Origin of the sequence: Roseateles sp. 22389, assembly GCF_052044995.1 — a bacterium.
Taxonomy (GTDB): domain Bacteria; phylum Pseudomonadota; class Gammaproteobacteria; order Burkholderiales; family Burkholderiaceae_C; genus Roseateles.
This window is the reverse complement of record NZ_JBQEOF010000026.1, coordinates 15,605-35,222: the sequence shown is the minus strand read 5'-3', so window position 1 is coordinate 35,222 and position 19,618 is coordinate 15,605. Positions and strand designations below refer to the sequence as shown.

The window sequence follows — 19,618 nt, the reverse complement described above, 5'->3', positions numbered from 1 at the left end:
TTCAGCGCCCCCTCTCGAGCAGCTCTTCCGCAGGCTCGATGCTTGCGCCATCCAGGTCCAGCGGCAGATTGGCAATCGCGCACAAGTCGGCAAGATGCCGTGTCGCGCCGACGAGATCGCCATAAGCCTCGCAATGCTCGGCAAAATGTTCCGGTTTCATTCCTTCGGCGATGTATCGCTCGGTGGCGACGTGCACATGGCATCGATAGTCGAGGCGGGCCCCTTCCAGCGGATTCCCGTGAAGATGATCGGGCCCATTGCACCGCACGAGCGTCAGATCCTCACCGTCACCATCGAGCACGCTCAATCCGCATGAGAAGGCATTCGGATCCACCATGTTCTGACGCTGATAGACCCGGAACCGGTGCCGGCCGTCCACGCTCTCGACGTCAAAAGTCCGTCGCCTCGACTTCTTCTGCTCCGTCCACCGCGCCCTGGGATTGCGCACCGCCTTCGGCATCTCGATCAGCGATTTGATCGACTCGTCTGTCATCCACTGCTTCATTGACCACGCCCTCGCTTCACCTGAGACCGAAGCCCAGTCTAGGCACGCCCTAGCAGGTCGATTTCAAGCGAGTTGGCATGAACGCAACGCTTCACAGCGCGCCGGCCGGACTGCCGCTCACGCCACCGGCCGCTGCGTCTCCCCCCACCCCGGATTGATCAACGCGAAGGTCTCGTGGTCGCGCCACGCGCCGTCGATGAACAGGTAGCGCGGGCTGAAGCCCTCGCGCCGGAAGCCCAGGCGTTCCAGCACGCGGCGGCTGCGCGCGTTTTCCGGCCTCACCGACGCCTGCACCCGATGCAGCGACACCGCCGGTCCGAAGGCCTGGTCGAGCAGGCACTTCAGCGCCTCCTGCATCAGGCCGCCGCCGACGCAGCCCTGGTCCAGGCTGTAGCCCAGCATCGCGCTCTGGAACACGCCCCGCACCACGTCGGAGAGCGCGCACTGGCCGATCACGCGATCCGGCGCCTCGTGCAGCGACAACCAGAAGCGCCAGATCGTGCCGGCCTCGAAACCGGCCTCCTCGCGCGCCAGGCGGGCCCGCGTGGGCTCCAGCTCCCAATGATCGGCCGGCCGCGTCGGGTCCCAGCGCGCGAGGTGCGCGGCGTTGCGGGACTGGTAATCGATGATGGCTTCGGCCATCGCGGGCGCCGAGGCGTGCATCAGCAGGCGCGCGGTGCGCAGCCGCTTGAGCGGCGATCCGGCTTGGGGCTGGGGTTCGGACGACATGCCGCGACTGTAGGGCCTCGCACCGCGGTCCTCACCGCGAAGCCAGCTCAGCGCGGCGGCGTTGACGGCGTTGACGGCGTTGACGACGCTGCCGCGTTTCGCGCCGGAATCCACACCCCCAGCATCCCCGCCGCCAGCAGCGCCAGCCCGCCGGTGACCGCGATGCCGCCGGCCAGCGACGCGGTCGCCACCAGCGCCGAGAGCAAGGCCGGGCCGCAGGAGCCGCCCAGGTCCGAGAGGAAGCGCCACACCGCGAGGAAGTAGGCGCGGCCGTGGCGCGGGGCGTGGTCGGCGCCCAGCGTCATGATCAAGCCCGACCCGATGCCGTTGCCCAGGCCGATCGCCGTCGCGGCCGCCAGCAGCGAGACGAAACCGGTGCTGAACGGCATCGCCAGCAGAGCCAGGCCGATGAGGACCATCGACGGCACCGCCACCCAGCGCCGGCCCTTGAGGTCCATCACGCGTCCGGCCGGATAGAACAGCAGCATCTCGATGCCGCCGGAGATGCCGTAGATCAGCGAGGTCACCGCCGGCGCCAGCAGCAGGTGGTCCGCCCACAGCGGAATCACTGCCTGGCGCGAGGCCCGCACCGCGCTGACCAGCAGCACGCCCAGCCCCAGCGTCAGGAACACGCGGCGGTGGTCGGCCAGGATGCTGCCGAGCGTGACCGGCGCCGGCGCGCTCGCGCCCGCGAGGTGCGGCGGCAGCTCCAGGTCGGGCAGCCGCGCGCCGATGGCCGCCGCCGCCAGGACGCCTGCGATGCCCACGCCGAAGGCCGCCGACAGCCCGAAGGCATGGACCGCCGCGGCCGACAGGAAGGGGCCGATGAACATGCCGATGCGCATCACGCCGCCCAGCGTCGAGAGCGCCCGCGCGCGATAGACGGCCGGCACCGCCTCGGTGAGATAGCTCTGGCGCGCCAGGTTGTAGACCGCCTGCGACATGCCCACCATGAAGCAGCCGATCGCCAGCGGCACCACGCCCGGCAGCAGCACGCACAGCGCCATGCCGAGCGCGCTCCACACGCCGGCCGCCACGATGGCCCAGCGCTCGCCCCAGCGCATCGTGATCAGCGAGGCCGGGATGTTGTTGAGCAGCGAGCCCAGCCCGATCAGCGTCACCACGAAGGCCGCCATTGACACGGATGCGCCCAGCTCGCGCGCCATCAGCGGCACGATCGGCAGGATGGCGCCCTCGCCCAGGCCGAACAGCAGCGACGGCCCGAAGGCCGGCACCGCGATCCTTCGGAACGAGAAGCTGGCGACGGGATCGGCGCTGGGGGTGGGCTGCATGGCGGGGACAGGCTGCGAGGTCCGGGACGACGATAAGCGAGGTCGGTCCGCACCGATGCCGCCACTCGCCCGTCCCGCGCCGGCCGCCCGGACATCGCACAGCCCTGCGCACCGAGGGCCACGTCAACGGCCATGGGCTGGCCGATGGCTTCGCCTACGACGACGTCGGCGGTCTCAGCCCCTCGCCGCACACGAACGCGCCGACGACGGTGACCTGCACCATCGGCTGGTAAGCCGCGCCGCGCGGGNCTCCCGGCGAGGCCGGGCGCCTCACTGCGCGCTGGTCGGGGTCGCGGGATCCTTCGTGGCGAGGTGCTTGGCGAGGAAGCGCTCCATCCGCCCGAAGAAGTCGACGTCCGTGGCCAACATGCGCCAGCCGTGGCCTTCCCCGTTGTAGGTGACGTACTCGACGTCCTTGTGGCCGGCCCGCTCGAGCGCACGGCGGAAGTCGGTCGCGTGGTCGATCGGCACGCGGCGATCGTCGATGCCGTGGGCGATCAGGACCGGCGCCTTCAGGTCGGCCGCGCGGCGCAGCGGCGAGGTGCGCCGCAGCCGCTCGGCCTCCTTGACGCGGTCGCCGATCATCGCGGTCATGCCGAAACGGCGCGAAGCATCGCTCGCGTCGCTCCAGTCCAGGGTGAACAGGTAGTCGAGGTCGGTCACGCCGGCCCAGCTCACGCCGCAGCGGTACTGCCCCGGGTCCTTGATGAGCGCCATCATCGATGCGTAGCCGCCGTAGCTCGCGCCCGCGATGCAGACCCGCTTCGGATCGACCAGGCCCTGCTTGACGGCCCAGGCCAGCGCATCGCTGAGATCGTCGATCATTCCCTCGCCCCATTGCCGCCAGCCGGCGCGGAAGAGCCGGTCGCCATAGCCGCTGCTGCCGCGGAACTCGGGTTCGATCACGACATAACCGCGCGAGGCCAGGAACTGCGGCAAGGCGTTCCAGCCCCAGGAGGTGCCGCGCACGAAGGGCCCGCCGTGCACCAGCATGACGGCCGGACGCGGACCGGCCGCGGCGCCGCGAGGCTTGGTGACCATCACCGGGAATTCGAGCCCGTCACGGGCGCGCACGCGCGACAGGTCGACCTGCGCCATCTCCGCGGCGCGGATCCACGGCCGCGCGGCGCCGAAGGCCAGCAGCTTGTGGGTGCCCTGGTCGTAGAGGAAGTACTCCGGCGGCTGCGTGTCCGACATCGAGGTCACCATCACCCGCCCCGTCTTGAGGCAGCGCCGGCAGGCCAGCCGGTTGATGCGGCCCGGCAGCGCGCCGTCGACCTCGGCCTGCATGCGCTTGAGCGTCGGGTCGAACCAGTGCGTCGCCGGCGCGTCGTTTTCATAGTGCAGGCCCAGCAGGCGCCGGCTCTCGGCGTCGAAGACCGCCTCGCCCTGGAAGTCGTAGCCCTGCAGCGAGACCAGCGGCTCGTCCTCCTGCTTCAGCGTCTTGGGATCGATGCGGTACAGCGCCTGCGTGCCCGCCGGCGTGCCGGCGATCACCAGGCGCAGGCCGCGGCCGTCGGAGGCCAGCGGCTCCGCCGTGGGCGAGTTGACCCAGTCGCCAGACTGCGCCAGCGTCCAGGCGCCCTCGGCCGTCTTGAAGTACAGCGCCTCGCGGTCCTCGTCATGGGTCTGCAGCGCCCAGGGCTCGCCGCCGGGGTCGAGCTCCCAGCGGACCACGTTGGGCGGCGACTTCGCCTCCAGCGTCCGGCGCTGCTGCGTCTCGATGTTCAGGCGGGCCAGTTGGACCGACTTCAGGTCCCAGCGCGCGTCGTAACGGCCGTAGCCGACGATGACCTCGCCGCTGTCGTCGTCGGGCACGTCATAGAGGAACCATTCGAAGGGCAGCGCGCGCGTGATGATGCGCGACTCGAGCCGGCTTTCCTGCGCGTAGCGCGTCAGGATCAGCTGCCGGCGCTCGCTGCCGTCGCGCTTGACCGTCCACAAGCCGGCGCTGTTGCCGTCGCGCCGCCTGCCGGCCTCGTCCTTGCCGGAGGTGTAGACCAGCCGGTCGCTGCCCACCCAGTCGAAGAAGGCGATGTCGGAGTCGGTGAAGCTGGCCACCACCGTGATGCGGTTGCCCTGGTCCGGCTCGATCACCGCGAGCGCGCTGCGTTCGCTCTCCGAGTTGCTGACGATCATCGCGACCGCGCGGCCGTCCGGCGACAGCTTGGGGCGACGCACCTGCGGGTCGCGGAAGAAGTCGGCGATCGGCGGTGGTGAGGCGGCCGTCGTGGCCGCCGTGGCCTGCCCTGCGGGCGCGCCTTGCGCCGTTCCCATCAGGCCCAGCGCGGCCAGCGCGCACAGGCTCGCCCAGGCGGTCAGCCGCCCTGCGCGAATTCGATTCATCCCTCGCTCCCTGAAACAAGAATGGTGTGGTTCGTGTCCCCGCATTCTTGGCCAGTTCGCTCCGGCCCGGCACCGGGTCGATCCATGAGGGAAAAGCCTCGGTCGTGATCGACACGACCGGGGCCGCGTCACCACCGCGTCACCGCGTCACCTCATCAGGGCGTCCACCGGCCGCCGAGCGCGCGCAGCAGCGCGACGCGATTGACCTGCTCGGTCTGACGCAGCGTGACCAGCACGCGCTGGGCGGTGGTCAGCTGCCGCTGGGCGTCCAGCAGCTCCAGCTGGCTGCTGCCGCCGAGCCGGTAGCTGCGCTCGGCCAGGCGCAGCGACTGCGCCGCCGCGTCGACCTGCGCCTGCTGCGCATCGAGCCGCTCGGCCAGTTGATCGCGCACCGCCAGCGCGTCCGCGACCTCGCGGAACGCGGACTGCAGCGCCGACTCGTAGTTCGCCAGCGCCTCGCGCCGGCTGGCCTCGCTGACCTCGACCTGCGCGCGCCGGGCGCCGCCATCGAACAGCGGCAGGTCGATCTGCGGGACCAGGCTCCACACTCCGCTGCCGCTCTCGAACAGGCCATCCAGGTCGGGACTGCGCGTGCCGGCGCTGGCCGTCAAGGTCAGGCGCGGGAAACGCGCGGCGCGTGCGGCACCGACGTCAAAGGCCGCCGCGCGCAGGCGCTGCTCCGCGGCGCGGAGGTCGGGGCGCTGCAGCAGCACCTCGGCGGGCAGGCCGCCGGGCAGCTCCGGCAGCGCGGTCACCATGGGCAACGCGGCCTGGGGCGTGGGCAGCAGCCGGTCAGGCACCGGCTGCCCGACGAGCAGCTCCAGCTGCAGCCGTGCCTGCGTGACCGCGCCGACGCTTTCCGCCGCATCGCCCCGTGCCGATTCGAAGGCGGCGCGCGCCCGCGCGCGGTCGAGGCCGGACGCCGCGCCCAGCGCGTACTGCCGCTCCGCCAGGTCGAGGGAGCGCTGCTGGCTGTCGCGCAGCGCCTGGTTGAGCACCAGTCGCTGCTGCGCCGCCGCCAGCGACAGCCACGCGGTCGCGACTTCGGCGGCCAGGCTCAGCCGCGCGCTGCGCTGCGTCTCCTGCTCCGCGAGGAAGCGCGACAACGCCGCGCCCTCGAGGCTACCCAAGCGGTTGAACAGGTCGATCTCGTAACTCGCCAGGCCCAGGTTGACGCCGTAGGTGGTCGTCGCGCCCTCGCCGTTGGTCGTGCGCTGGCGCGTCGCGGAGGCGCCCAGGCCGATCTCCGGCAGGCGATCCGCCGCCGCGATACGGTACTGCGCCCGTACCCGCTCGACGGCGGCCGCGCTCGCGCGCAGGCTGCGGTTCTGGTCGAGCGCGAGCGCCACCACCTCGTCCAGCCGGGCGTCGGCGAAGAAGCCGCGCCACTCGTGCGCGGCGGCGGTCGATGCTTCGGTCGAGGCCGCGTTCGCGGTCGGGGCTGCGGTGGGCGTCGCGGCCGAGGCCGAGCCGGCGCCCGATGCCGCCGAAGCCGGGGCGGCCGGGGGACGGAAGTCCTCGCGCAGCGGCGGACGCGGCGTGTCGGTCGACGGCACCAGGCTGCCGCACGCGCCCAGGCCCAGCAGCAGCGCGATCGCCGCGCACCGGGTCGTCAAGCTCATGGATGCATGCGCGCGCCTCATGTCCGCGCCTCCGGCCCGGCCGCATCGCCAGCGGCGTGAGGGCCCTCGTCGGTGGGCCTCGTCCCGGCATCGCGGGCGGTCCCGGTCCTCTTCATGCGGCTGAAGCGCTGCTTGACCCACAGGTAGAACAGCGGCACGAAGAAGATGCCCAGCAGCGTCGCGCTGCCCATGCCGCCGAGCACGCCCACGCCGATCGCGCGCTGCGAACCCGAGCCCGCGCCACTGGCGTAGGCCAGCGGCAGCACGCCCATCATGAAGGCGAGCGAGGTCATCAGGATCGGCCGCAATCGCTGCCGGCAGGCCTTGAGTGTGGCGTCGAGCAGACCCATGCCCTGCGCCAGCAGTGTCTCGGCGAACTCGACGATCAGGATCGCGTTCTTCGCCGACAGGCCGACCGTCGTCAGCAGGCCGACCTGGAAGAACACGTCGTTCATCTGCCCGCCGAGGTGGCTGGCCGCGAGCGCGCCGATGATGCCCAGCGGCACCACCAGCATCACGCTGAAGGGCACCGACCAGCTCTCGTACAGCGCCGCCAGGCACAGGAAGATGAACAGCACCGAGACCGCATACAGCATCGGCGCCTGATCACCGGACAGCCGCTCCTGGTAGCTGCGGCCGGACCACTCGAAGCCGATGCCCGGCGGCATCTCGCGCAGCACCTGCTCCATCGCGGCCATCGCGGCGCCCGAGCTCACGCCCGGCGCGACGTCGGCCTGGATCTCATAGGCGGCGCTGCCGTTGTAGCGGACCAGCTGGCGCGGACCGTTGGTCCAGCCCGCCTTGGCGAAGGCGCTGAAGGACACCATCTCGCCGCTGCTGTTGCGCACGTACCAGAAGCGCAGCGCCTCGGGATCGGCGCGGTAGGCGCCCTCGCCCTGCACCAGCACCCGCTTGACGCGGCCGCGGTCGAGGAAGTCGTTCACATAGCTGCTGCCCAGCGCGATCGACAGCGTGTCGTTGATCGTCGAGGTCGTCACGCCCAGCGTGCCCGCCTTGTGGTCGTCGATGTCGATCTGCAGCTGCGGCGTCTCGGTCAGGCTGTTGGTGCGGGCACGGCTGAGTTCGGGCCGCTGGTTGGCCAGGTCGATGAGGCGGTCGCGCGCGGCGATGAGCGCCTCCGAGCCGACGCCGCCCAGGTCCTGCAGGAACAGCTGGATGCCGGCACTGCCGCCCAGGCCGCGCACCGTCGGCGGCTGCACGACGAAGATGTTGGCGTCGCGCACGCGCTTGCCGAGCTCGCGGCTGAAGCGCTCGGCCAGCGCGCCGGCGCCCTGCGCCTTGCCGGTCCGCTCGGACCAGTCGGTCAGGCGGATGAAGCCCTGCCCCGAGCCCTGGTCGCCGCCAGCGCCGCGCACGATGTTGTAGAACTGGACTTCCTTCTGGTCGGCCAGGTAGCCCTCGATGCTCTGGGCGACGGCCTCCATCCGCTCCGCCGTGGCGCCCGGCGCCATGCGCACCTGGATCTGCAGGCCGCCCTGGTCCTCGTCCGGCAGGAAGGAGGTCGGCAGCGTCTTGTAGAGCGCCGCCAACCCCGCGATCAGCAGCAGGTAGACCATGAAGCTGCGCACGCCGCGCGCCGTCAGCCAGCGCACGCGCGACACATACCGCTCGGTGAAGCGGTCGAAGCCGCGATTGAAGCCGCCGAAGAACCAGTCCAGCTGCTTGCCGAAGGGCCCGCCATGCGCGGCATGCTCGCCCTTGTGGACCGGCTTGAGCAGCGTCGCGCACAGCGCTGGCGACAGGCTCATCGCCACCAGCACCGACAGCACCATCGCGCTCACCACGGTGATCGAGAACTGGCGGTAGATCACGCCGGTGGAGCCGCCGAAGAAGGCCATCGGGATGAACACCGCCGACAGCACGACCGCGATGCCGACCAGCGCGCCGCTGATCTCCTTCATGCTGGCGCGGGTCGCGTCGCGGGGGCTCAGGCCCTCCTCGCGCATCAGGCGCTCGACGTTCTCGACCACCACGATCGCGTCGTCGACCAGCAGGCCGATGGCCAGCACCAGGCCGAACATGGTCAGCGTGTTGATCGAGTACCCCGCCAGCGCCAGCACGCCGAAGGTGCCCAGCAGCACCACCGGCACCGCGATCGCCGGCACCAGCGTGGCGCGCAGGTTCTGCATGAACAGGTACATGATCACCACGACCAGCACCATCGCCTCGATCAGCGTGTGCACCACGCCCTCGATGGAGACGCTGATGAAGGGCGTCGTGTCGTAGGTGAAGGTGACCTTCATGCCGTGCGGGAAGAAGGGCTCGAGCTCCTTGAATTTGGCCTTGACCAGCTCGGCGGTCTTGAGCGCATTGGCGCCGCTGGCCGGCACGATGGCCATGCCGGCGGCGGTGACGCCGCTGCTGCGCACGTTGGTGGTGTAGCTGTCGCGGCCGAGCTCCACCCGGGCCACGTCCTTGAGCCGCAGCGCGGAGCCGTCCGGCTGCACGCGCAGCACGATGTTGCGGAACTGCTCCGGCGTCTGCAGCTTGGCGCGCGCGGTGATGATCGCGGTGAGCCGCTGGCCCTCGGGCACCGGCTGCGCGCCGAGCTGGCCGGCCGAGACCTCGGTGTTCTGCGCCAGCAGCGCGTTGCGGATGTCGCCTGGCACCAGCGCGTAGCGCTGCAACCGCGCCGGGTCCAGCCAGATGCGCATCGCATAACCGGAGCCGAAGACGTTGATGTCGCCGACACCCTCGATGCGGCTGATGATGTCCTGCAGCGTGCTGGACAGGTAGTCGCCGAGGTCGGCGGAGCTGACATTCGGATCGTCGCTGGTGAGCATGACCACCATCAGCGGCTCGGAGCCCGCCTTGGTGACGCGCACGCCCTGCGCCTGCACCGCCTGCGGCAGCCGCGAGAGCGACTGCGAGACCTTGTTCTGCACCTGCATCTGCGCCAGGTCGGGATCGGTGCCGGCGACGAAGCTCAGCTGCGTGTTGGCGCCGCCGGAGGCATTGCTGGTGGACTCGATCGAGAACAGGCCGTCGATGCCCTTGAGGTTCTGCTCGATGACCTGGGTGACCGAGTCCTCGATCGCCTTGGCCGAGGCGCCGGGGTAGCTGGTGTTGATCGAGATGCGCGTCGGCGCGATGTCCGGATAGCGCTCCAGCGGCAAGCCGAGCACCGCGGCGATGCCGGCCAGCATCACGACGATGGCCAGCACCCAGGCGAAGATCGGCCGGTCGATGAAGAAGGCGGCCATCAGAGGCTCCCGCCCGAGGCCGGGCCCGAAGCCGCCATGGACGCGGTGACAGACGCGGGGACGGACGCCGCGCTGGCCGCACCGCCGGCCGGGGCGCCCGGCTGCTCGCCGCCCTTCTTCTTGCCGGCGCCGGCTGGCACCGGCGTCACCACCTGGTTGGGCCGCACGCGCTGCAGGCCCTCGACGGCGAGCTTGTCACCCGGCTTCAAACCGCTGGCGACGACCCACTGGTTGCCCATCGCGCGCTTGAGCACGAGGCGGCGCAGCTCGGTCTTGTTGCCCTCGCCGACGACCAGCGCGGTCGCCTCGCCGGTCGGCGACCGGGTGACGCCCTGCTGCGGCACGACGATCGCGTCGCGGTCGACGCCCGCCAGCAGCTGCGCGCGCACGACCATGCCGGGCATCAGCATGCCCTGCGGATTGGGCACGACCGCGCGCAGCGTCACCGCGCCGGTGCCGCGGTCGACGGTCACGCCGCTGACCTGCAAGGTGCCGGGACGGGCGTACACGGTGCCGTCCTCGAGCACGACGCGGATCTGGCGGCTGCCCTGGCCGTTCGGGCCCTCGCCCTCGAGCTGGCGGCGCAGCTGCAGGATCTCGGCGCTGCTCTGGACGATGTCCACATGCATCGGATCGAGCTGCTGCACCGTGGTCAGCGCCTGCGTCTGGTTGGCGGTGACCAAGGCGCCGGCGGTGACGGTGGAAACTTCGATGCGGCCGGAGATCGGCGCCGCGATGCGGGTGCGGTCCAGCTGCACGCGCGCGGCGTCGAGCGCGGCGCGGGCCACGGCCACGTCGGCCTGGGCCTGCCGCAGCGCGCTGGCGCTGTCGTCGGCGCTCTGGCGGCTGAGCGCGTCGGCCTTGAGCAGCTCGGCGTCGCGCTCGGCGCGGGTGCGGGCGACGGCCACCTGGGCCTCGGCCTTCTGCAGCGCGGCCGCGGCGCGCGCGCGCTCGGCCTCGTAGCTGGCGGCATCGAGCTGGTAGAGCGCCTGGCCGGCGCGCACCGTCGTGCCTTCCTCGAAGAGCCGCTTCTGGACGATGCCGCTGACCTGCGGGCGGATCTCGGCGACCTGGCTCGCCGACAGGCGGCCAGGCAGCTCCAGCGCCAGCGGCGCGTCCTGCGTCGCGACGATGACCACGCCCACTTCGGGCGGCGCGGGCTGGGCGGAGGCGGTTTTCTTCTCGCCGCAGCCGGCGGCCAGGACGGCCACCAGGGCGATCAGCAGGGACAGCGCGGCGGGACGCGGCATCGACGCGCGCGGACCAGCCGCCCGCGCGCAGGGTGTCAGAATCTTCGGCATGGCGGCGGATGCTGGCCCACGAATGTGGAGACACCTTGAAGATCGCGTCCGCCGCGCGGGCTCCGCCCAGACGGCTTGCCTGCCGCACGCGGCGCCGGTCATCATGCGGCCCGCCCTGCTCCACTCGCCGCCCCGTTCTCCTGGATGAAGCTCCCGTTCACGCTCACCGCCCGGCTGTTCATCGCCGTCTTCAGCACCGCCATGGCGGTCGCGCTGGCGATGGGCGTGTTCTCGCACATCAACCTGAACCGGGACTTCATCGGCTACCTCAACGAGCAGGCGGTCAACCGGCTGGAGCTCGCGCGCACCAGCGTCACCGCCGGCTATCGGGAAAACGGCCGCAGCTGGGACTTCCTGCGCCAGAAGCCGGAGCTGTGGGGGCGGCTGCTGCGGCCGCTGGTGCCGGAGGCGGAGATGCCGGCGGTCAAGCACGGGCCGGCCGACCTGACCGGCGCGACGCGGCGCTTCACGCTCTTCGACGAGAACCGCGAGCGGGTGGCGGGCTATGCCGGGCCGGTCGAGCCGACGATCGAGCGGCCCATCATCGTGGACGGCCTGACCGTGGGCTGGCTGGCGCTGACCCCGATCGAATCGGTCAGCCCGGGCGCGGAGAAGCATTTCTACGACGCGCAGCTGCGCTCGGCCTGGGTGGTCGGCGGCGCGGCGGTGCTGCTGGCGGCCGGCGTGGCGTACTGGATCTCGCGCCGGCTGCTGCAGCCGGTGCGGCGCGTGGCGGACGCGACGCACCGCCTGACCGCCGGCGACTTCGGCGTGCGGGTGCGGGAGACGCGCGGCAACGACGACATCGCCGGCCTGCAGCGCGACTTCAACCAGCTGGCGCTGACCCTGCAGCGCAACGAGGCGATGCGGCGCGAGTTCCTGGCCGACGTCTCGCACGAGCTGCGCACGCCGCTGGGCGTGCTGCACGGCGAGCTGGAAGCGCTGGAGGACGGCGTGCGCAAGCTCGACGCGCAGGCGCTGCGCTCGCTGCAGGGCGAGGTCGCCATCCTGCACAAGCTGGTCGACGACCTGCACGAGCTGTCAATGGCGGACGTGGGCGCGCTGGCCTACCGCAAGTCGGAGGTCGACCTGCTCGAGCTGATCGGCGTGACGGCCGGCGCCTTCGGCGAGCGCCTGCACGGCAGCGGCCTGTCGCTGCAGTTGGACCTGCCCGAGCAGCCGCTGCGCGTCTTCGGCGACGAGCGCCGCCTGCGGCAGCTGCTGGGCAATCTCTTCGAGAACAGCTGCCGCTACACCGATGCCGGCGGCGCGCTGAGCATCAGCGCCCGGCGCAGCGGCGAGCATGCGGTGATCGACGTGCAGGACACCTCGCCCGGCGTCGGGCCGGAGCACCTGCCGCGGCTGTTCGAGCGCTTCTTCCGCGTCGATGCCTCGCGCAGCCGGCGCGGCGGCGGCTCCGGGCTCGGGCTGTCGATCTGCCAGCGCATCGCCGAGGCCCACGAGGGCCGCATCGAGGCCCGTCCCTCGCCGCTGGGCGGCCTGTGGATGCGGGTGGAGCTGCCGGTCCATGGCTGAGCGCGCGGCGGGCCCGGCGCCGATGCCGATGGAACCGGGGCCCTCGCGGGTGCTGGTGGTGGAGGACGAGCCCAAGCTCGCGGCGCTGCTGGCGGACTACCTGCGCGCGGCCGGGCACGAGCCCGAATGCGTGGCCGACGGGCGCGAGGTGATCCCGGCCTGGACGGCGCGGCGGCACGACCTGATCCTGCTGGACCTGATGCTGCCGGGCATCGACGGGCTGACGCTGTGCCGCGAGCTGCGCGCGGTCAGCAGCGTGCCCATCCTGATGCTGACGGCGCGGGCGGACGAATCGGACCGGCTGGCCGGCCTGGAGACCGGCGCGGACGACTACATCGCGAAGAACCCCTTCAGCCCGCGCGAGGTGATGGCGCGGGTGAAGGCGGCGCTGCGCCGAAGCCGCGCGCACGAAGTGGAAACGGCGGCCGCGGTGGCCGCCTTCGCGGCGGGCAGCGAGCCGCTGTCCATCGATGAATCCGGCTGGAAGGCGAGCTGGCGCGGCCAGCCGCTGGACCTCACGCCGATCGAATTCCGGCTGCTCCACATCCTGGCGACGCAGCCGGGCCGGGTCTACGCGCGGACCCAGCTGCTGGACCTGCTGCACGTGGACGGCCGCGAGGTCACCGAGCGCGCGGTCGACAGCCACATCAAGAACCTGCGCCGCAAGCTCGAGAAGGCCGGCGCGGGGGCGGACCGGATCCGGTCGATCTATGGGGTGGGATACCGGTTCGAGCGATGAAAGGTGGAAGGGCCCCCGAGTCGCCTCAGGAGCCCCGCGCCGATCGCCCCCTCGGGACCGCGCTCGCGACTCGCCTTACTGCTTGTAGAAGGTCACGTCATCGACGTTGAGCCAGCCGGTGCCCGTCGAGTCGCTCGTCCAGAACCCGATCTCGGCGTTCCCGTTGCTCACGTTGATGTTGCTGAGAGTGAGCTGCGTGTAGCCATCGGACGCCACCGTGGCGACGGCCACCTGGCTGCCGCCGAAGTTCTTCACGTACAGCTGGTGTCCGGCCGTGCCTCGCACCCAGGCCTTCACCGTGTACAGCCCGTTCGGGAGGCCCGTGAGGGTCTGGGCGGTGTAGGCCCAATACGCCCCAGTGCCGCTGTGCACCAGGTGGGATGCTCCGGAATTGGGACGCGTCGTAGCGGTGGACACCGCGCCCCCTTGCGACCCCGTGAACCAGCCGCCCAGCCCGTTCTCGAAGCCAGCGTTGCTCAGCAGGTTCACGCCACCGTCGATCACGTCCACGCGGTCGGCCGTGACGAAGGTGTTCGACGCGCTGGCGTTCTTCATGCCGGTGGCCCGCACCTTCAGCGTGTGGCCACCCGCCGCCAGCACGGGGCTGCTCCACAGCAGCACGTCATCCTTGCGAGCGGCCGAGTAGGTGTCGATGGCGACTTCCGCGCCGCCGTCGATGGACACCGCGGCGATGCCGTGCGCCGGCGCCTGACCGCCATACAGCTTGACCTGCGTGCCGTTGAAGGGCACCTGGTAGTAGGCGCTGGTCAGCCCGGACCAATGGTTGTCGTTCTGGTAGGCGCCGGTCTGGCTGCCACTGGGCCAGTTGGCGGTGTTGTCGTAGCTGAAGCTCGTATCGTTGCGCGTCACCCGGCCCAGGTAGGGCAGCAGGATCGGCAGCAGACGGTTGCTCACCTTGACGTGGCCGGTGTCGCTGGGGTGCAGGCCGTCGGTGAAGTCCGTGGACCCGCTGGACGAATCCAGCCAGCCGGCGGTGTCGATGTAATGCACCTTGGCATCGCCCGCATTGACGCGCGCGGTCACCGCCGCCTGCGTCTCGGCCTGGTAGAAGCCGCCGAAAGTGCGCAGCGCGAAGATGTCCGCGTTCGGATACTTGGCCCGGATGTTCTGCAGGAAGCCGGTGTAGCGGCTCTGGAACGTGGCCGTGGGCACCGAGTTGAACGAGTCGTTGCTGCCCAGGTTCACGACGACCAGCCTGGCCGTGTAGTTGGCGAAGTTCCAGGCCGGGTTGCCGGTGCACGCGACGTCGGGGCAGCGGTTGGCCTGCCACAGCTTGAAGTACAGCGACTCCATGCCCGGGAAGGTGTTGTCCGAGTAGTGATACCCGTCCGACAGGGTGATCCCGGGATAGGAGACCTGCGTGTGATCGGCGGCCATCCGCTCGCCGGTGAGCCAGGCGTAGTCCGAGACCGCGACGTCGGTCGTCGTCACGCCGGAGGTGATGGAGTCGCCGACGAACTCCACGAGCGGGAGAGCGTCGGGCCGCACCGTGACGGCGCCGGCGTCCAGCACCAGGCCCTGGAACGGCAATTCCGTCTTCTCGTACTTGGCGACGATCTTGAGCGAGTGCGTTCCGTTGGCCAGCGGCGCAGGCGTCAGGTTGATGGTGCCGACGGCATCCCAGTAGGTGGTGGGAACGCCGTCCACGATGGCCATGAAGACGGTCTTCTCGGCCAGCTTCACCTTCACCGTGGTGCCGGTGAACTTGGTGGACAGGTACGAGCCGTTCCAGTAACTGCGATACGTGGCGCTGCTGCTCTTGTCCCAGCGTCCGACGTAGTTGATGTTGGTGTCCGTGGGGTCACCGTTGCCGGTGGCGGCCAGGACGGAAGCGCTGCAGGAGAACGCCATCCCCATCAGCGCCAGACGAAGGAAATGCGGGGGCGCGATCGCCCGGACTGAACCACGATGACCGGTCATGTCTCGAAACCTTTCAACGCAACGCGCCATCACTTCGGAGTTGATTTAGCGCTAAATCCCGGTGGTATCCTAGTTCATGCACCCCACGAACTATCTAGGGAAACACCCGACCGAGGCGTGGGAGGCGCGGCTGTGCCTCAACCGCGCCGCGCCGCCTCGATCTTCGCGATGTCGATCTTCCCCATCTCCATCATGGCGGCGAAGGCGCGCTGGGACGCGGCGCGGTCCGGATCGTGCAGCGCGTCGGTCAGCACGCGCGGCGTGATCTGCCAGTTCACGCCCCACTTGTCCTTGCACCAGCCGCAGGCGCTCTCCGCGCCGCCGTTGTCGACGATCGCATGCCAGAGGCGGTCGGTCTCGGCTTGATCGTCGGTCGCGATCTGGAAGGAAAAGGCCTCGGTCTGCTTGAACTGCGGCCCGCCGTTCAGGCCGATGCAGGCCACCCCGCAGACGGTGAACTCGACCACCAGCACGTCGCCCTGCTGCCCCGACGGGAAGTCGCCCGGCGCCCGCGTGACGCGGCCAACCTGGCTGTCGGGGAAGGTCTTCGCATAGAAGCGCGCGGCCTCCTCGGCATCGCGGTCGTACCAGACACAAATGGTGTTCTTCGCAAGCATGGGGATCTCCATCAAGGGATTGCAACGAGGATCGGCGAGACATCGTCCGCGGCGCCGGGCGGTCGGGCAACCGGCATACCCCTGGCGAGGCCTCGTCTCCTCCCCCACGACGAGCGGCCGCGTGCCATTTCGACAACAGCTCGCACGCCTCGTCACGCGCTGCGCACGCGCCAAATGAGAATGTTCTCAAATAGGAATTACTATCAACAACTTCCCCATTTCCTGATGCCTGCCGGCCGACAAGGCTGGCGAGGTCTCCTGTTGCCATGCGAATCCGATCCCTCCCGCGCCTGGTCCGGCGCCCCGCTGCACGTTCGAGCTTCCGCCATGCCGGCATCGCCGCGGCGGCGTCCCTGTTCGCGGCGGCCGTCGCCGCCCAAGGGTCGGCTGCCGGCGCCGCCTCGACGACATCGGCCGCGCCCGCCGATGACGCCGACAAGCCCGTCACCATCGCCCCGGTGACCGTCAGCGGACAGCGCGCCGAAGGGTATGCCGCCTCCGAGACCGCCTCGGCGACCAAGCTGACGCTGTCGCCGCGCGAGACGCCGCAGTCGATCACCGTCATGACGCGGCAGCGCCTGGACGACCAGAACCTGACCTCGCTGCGGCAGGTGCTGGACGTGACGCCCGGCGTCTACTCCAACGCCTACGACACCGAGCGCGTCCTGTTCTACGCACGCGGCTTCCTCGTCGACACCCTGATGCATGACGGCGTGCCCGCCCACACCAACTTCAGCACCGGGTCGGTGGACGAGACGCTCGACACCGCGCTCTACGACCGCATCGAGGTCGTGCGCGGCGCCACCGGCCTGATGACGGGCGCCGGCAATCCGGCGGCGTCGATCAACCTGGTGCGCAAGCACGCGGACAGCCGCACGACCACCGCGTCGCTGAAGCTGACCGCCGGCTCCTGGAGCAACCGCCGCGCGGAACTCGACGCCTCCACCCCGCTGACCGCCGACGGCCGCATCCGCGCCCGCGGCGTCGCGGTGGTCGAGAGCACCGACAACTACCAGGACCTCTATCACAAGCGCCGCAACGTGCTCTACGGCGTGGTCGACGCGGACCTGACGCCGGCCACGCGCGTGTCCGCCGGCTTCGAGTACCTGGAGAACAAGCCGCGCGGCAACACCTGGGGTTCGTTCCCGAAGTTCTTCTCCGACGGCACGCAGGCCGACTGGCCGACCTCGGTGACCACGGCGCCGGACTGGTCCTACTGGGACCGCAAGACGCAGACCGTCTTCGGCGAGCTGCGCCACCAGTTCGGCAATGGCTGGACGCTGCGGTCGTCGCTGAGCCGCCGCGTCTACAAGGAAGACGTCAAGCTGTTCTACGTCTCGGGCTGGCCCGATCCGGCGACCGGCGAAGGCCTGGCGCCGTGGGCCTACCGCAGCAAGGGCAAGATCACCGAGACCGCGCTCGACGTCCACGCCTCCGGCCCCTTCGAGTTGATGGGCCGCCAGCACGAGCTGGTCCTCGGCTACAACGGCTCGCGCGCGAAGAACACCGGCACCGAGCAGGCGGTGGCCGGCGACCTCGCTCCGGTGGGCAACTTCTTCGAATGGAACGGCAGCTACCCGGAACCCGCCTGGGCCGATCCCACGCCGCTGAACAACATCAAGACCGACCAGGACGCGGTCTACGCCGCCGCGCGGCTGTCGCTGACGGACTCGCTCAAGCTGATCGGCGGCTCGCGCTACGGCCGCTGGAAGATCGATTCCTTCTACGTCTACGACTCGCCGACGACGTCCAAGTACGACTACACCAAGGCCATCCCCTACGCCGGCTTGGTGTGGGACGTGCTGCCCGAGCTCTCGGTGTTCACCAGCTACACCGGCATCTTCAAGCCGCAGAGCAGCCGCGACATCAACGGTCATTACCTCGACCCGATGGACGGCAACTCGGTGGAGGTCGGCATCAAGGGCGAGCACTTCAACAAGCGCCTGAACACCTCGCTGACGCTGTTCAAGACCAAGCAGGACAACGTCGCGGCGCCGGTGCTAGACCCGGTGACCGGCGCGCCGGTGCTGCTGCCGGACGGCACCACCGCCTCGCAGGCCATCGACGGCACCCGCACCCGCGGCTTCGAGTTCGAGCTGTCGGGCCGGGTGGTCGACGGCGTGCAGGCCTCGCTGGGCTGGACGCGCTACATCACCAAGGACGGCGACGACCAGACCATCCGCACCTTCATCCCGAGCACGATGGTGCGACTGTTCGCGACCTGGGACGCGGCCCGCTGGGTGCCCGGCCTGACGCTGGGCGGCGGTCTCAACTGGCAGTCGTCCAGCTCGGCGGCCGTCGGCACGCCCAGCGGCGGCACGACGCTGCGCCAGGGCAGCGTGACCAACCTGTCGCTGATGGCGCGCTACCAGGTCTCGCCCAAGGTGTCGGTGCAGCTCAACGGCAACAACCTCCTGGACCGCAAGTACTTCGTGCTGGACCAGTACGACAACACCTACTACGGCGCGCCGGCCAACTACTCGGTCTCGCTGCGGCTCGCGTACTGAGCCGGCTTCGGCGGCGGGAGCCTCCTCGGCGCGGCGGCAGGCCACCCGGCCGCCACGCGCGTCCATCCCGGGATCGGGTGACGCGCGGATGCCGCGCACCGGGAACGGACAGGGATACTCGACGGGCGACCGCGAGCCGGTGAATCACCGGTAGCGGTCGCCCGCCCTGCCCGCTTCCGAAGGAATCCCATGAGTGCAGCGTCACTCCTCGTCCTGCTGATGGCGGCCTGCATCGCGGGCCTGCTGTGGGGGCTCGCGCGTCAGCGCCGTGCGCACCGTGCGGCGCTGGCCCAGGCCGAACGCATGGGCCGCGTGCTGCTCACGATGGCGCGTGCGAATCGCCTGGTGCTGCGCATCGACGATGAACGCGCCCTCTTCCACGAGGCCTGCCAGATCTGCGTCGACGCCGGCGACGCTGCCCTGGCCGCCGTCTACCTGCGCGACGGCGAACTGGCGCACCGCGTGGCCTTCGCCGGCCCGGCGGCGCAGGTGCTGCGCAACGTGCCGGACCCGCTGGACCTGCGCCTGGCGGAGGTCCAGGGGACCTACACCGCGCGCGTGCTGCGCGACGGCCGCAGCGCCGTCAGCAACAACTATGTGCTGGACGCGCAGGCTGGCCGCTGGCGCGAGGAGGCGGTCGCCCAGGGCATCCGGGCGATCGCCTGGATCCCGATCCGCCGCGCGGGCGAGGTCGCCGGCGCGCTGATGCTGTGCGCACGCGTGCCCGACTTCTTCGATGACGAGCTGATGGCGCGGCTCGAGGAACTCGGCGCGGACCTGTCGTTCGCGCTGGACAGCGTGGACAGCCGCCGCGCGCGCGAGGCCGCGCTGCGCGAGATCGAGGCCGGGCGGGACCGCTTCCAGCGCCTCTTCGACGCAGCGCCGGTGCCCATGGCGATCGTGTCGGTGGAGGACCGCCGCATCGTCGAGGCCAACCAGGCGCTGTGCCGGCGCTACGGCAAGACGGTGCAGGAGGTGGCCGGCACGACCACCGCCTCGCATGCCTACGGCGTGATCGCCGAGGACCGCGATGTCTTCTACCGCGTGCTGGGCACGCAGGGCCGCGTGACCGACATGGTGGTGCGGCTGCGCGACGCCGCCGGCGCCATCCATCCGGCCGTGCTCAATGCGGAGCCGCTCGAGTACATGGGACGGCCCTGCTGCCTGATCATCAGCCTGGAGCTGCAGCATCTGCCCGGCCCGGGATGGCCGGAGCAGGCGCCAGCGCGCTGAGGGCGCCGCGATCGGCGCGCCCATCG

13 protein-coding genes are annotated in these 19,618 nt (G+C 70.7%); 4 read left to right on the top strand and 9 right to left on the bottom strand.

The genetic code is table 11. The features are described from left to right. Position 1: 1 nt before the first annotated feature. The 7 genes from ACTJKJ_RS24945 to ACTJKJ_RS24915 form a co-directional block, all read right to left on the bottom strand. Positions 2 to 505, bottom strand: coding sequence for a hypothetical protein (locus tag ACTJKJ_RS24945; RefSeq protein WP_440822803.1), 504 nt, complete (start codon positions 503 to 505; stop codon positions 2 to 4). 117 nt (positions 506 to 622) lie between these two features. Then, the gene (locus ACTJKJ_RS24940; RefSeq protein ID WP_440822801.1) at positions 623 to 1,234 is read right to left on the bottom strand and encodes a GNAT family N-acetyltransferase; all 612 of its coding nucleotides are present in this window, start codon (positions 1,232 to 1,234) and stop codon (positions 623 to 625) included. A 47-nt stretch (positions 1,235 to 1,281) separates the two neighbouring features. Continuing rightward, a complete protein-coding gene (locus tag ACTJKJ_RS24935) occupies positions 1,282 to 2,526 on the bottom strand; it encodes an MFS transporter (protein ID WP_440822799.1) in 1,245 nt (414 codons plus the stop codon). A 270-nt stretch (positions 2,527 to 2,796) separates the two neighbouring features. Further along, on the bottom strand, positions 2,797 to 4,872 hold the full coding sequence (locus tag ACTJKJ_RS24930; protein ID WP_440822797.1) for an alpha/beta hydrolase family protein: 2,076 nt from the start codon (positions 4,870 to 4,872) through the stop codon (positions 2,797 to 2,799). 155 nt (positions 4,873 to 5,027) lie between these two features. Beyond that, the gene (locus ACTJKJ_RS24925) at positions 5,028 to 6,494 is read right to left on the bottom strand and encodes an efflux transporter outer membrane subunit (RefSeq protein WP_440822795.1); all 1,467 of its coding nucleotides are present in this window, start codon (positions 6,492 to 6,494) and stop codon (positions 5,028 to 5,030) included. 17 nt (positions 6,495 to 6,511) lie between these two features. Next, on the bottom strand, positions 6,512 to 9,718 hold the full coding sequence (locus tag ACTJKJ_RS24920; protein WP_440822793.1) for an efflux RND transporter permease subunit: 3,207 nt from the start codon (positions 9,716 to 9,718) through the stop codon (positions 6,512 to 6,514). Further along, complete coding sequence (locus ACTJKJ_RS24915; protein WP_440822791.1) at positions 9,718 to 11,019, bottom strand: efflux RND transporter periplasmic adaptor subunit; 1,302 nt, start codon at positions 11,017 to 11,019, stop codon at positions 9,718 to 9,720. Before ACTJKJ_RS24915 ends, ACTJKJ_RS24920 begins: the two co-directional genes overlap by 1 nt. A gap of 144 nt (positions 11,020 to 11,163) precedes the next feature. Here ACTJKJ_RS24915 and ACTJKJ_RS24910 point away from each other — a divergent pair, with 144 nt between their 5' ends. Further along, entirely contained in the window at positions 11,164 to 12,555 is a 1,392-nt protein-coding gene (locus ACTJKJ_RS24910) for an ATP-binding protein (protein WP_297384955.1), read from the top strand. Beyond that, positions 12,548 to 13,294: a response regulator gene (locus ACTJKJ_RS24905; protein WP_297384953.1), complete on the top strand. Its 747-nt coding sequence runs from the start codon at positions 12,548 to 12,550 to the stop codon at positions 13,292 to 13,294. Before ACTJKJ_RS24910 ends, ACTJKJ_RS24905 begins: the two co-directional genes overlap by 8 nt. A gap of 75 nt (positions 13,295 to 13,369) precedes the next feature. On the opposite strand, the gene ACTJKJ_RS24900 is transcribed toward ACTJKJ_RS24905, so the two are convergent. Both ACTJKJ_RS24900 and ACTJKJ_RS24895 read right to left on the bottom strand, forming a co-directional pair. Continuing rightward, positions 13,370 to 15,235 carry a GDSL-type esterase/lipase family protein gene (locus ACTJKJ_RS24900; protein ID WP_297384951.1) on the bottom strand — a complete coding sequence of 622 codons (1,866 nt, stop codon included), beginning with the start codon at positions 15,233 to 15,235 and terminating at the stop codon, positions 13,370 to 13,372. 137 nt (positions 15,236 to 15,372) lie between these two features. Next, the gene (locus ACTJKJ_RS24895) at positions 15,373 to 15,852 is read right to left on the bottom strand and encodes a VOC family protein (protein WP_147240431.1); all 480 of its coding nucleotides are present in this window, start codon (positions 15,850 to 15,852) and stop codon (positions 15,373 to 15,375) included. Between the two features lie 266 nt (positions 15,853 to 16,118). Here ACTJKJ_RS24895 and ACTJKJ_RS24890 point away from each other — a divergent pair, with 266 nt between their 5' ends. Continuing rightward, complete coding sequence (locus ACTJKJ_RS24890; RefSeq protein WP_297384947.1) at positions 16,119 to 18,359, top strand: TonB-dependent siderophore receptor; 2,241 nt, start codon at positions 16,119 to 16,121, stop codon at positions 18,357 to 18,359. Positions 18,360 to 18,548: 189 nt separating this feature from the next. Then, the gene (locus tag ACTJKJ_RS24885) at positions 18,549 to 19,592 is read left to right on the top strand and encodes a GAF domain-containing protein (RefSeq protein ID WP_297384945.1); all 1,044 of its coding nucleotides are present in this window, start codon (positions 18,549 to 18,551) and stop codon (positions 19,590 to 19,592) included. The last annotated feature ends 26 nt before the right edge of the window (positions 19,593 to 19,618 follow it).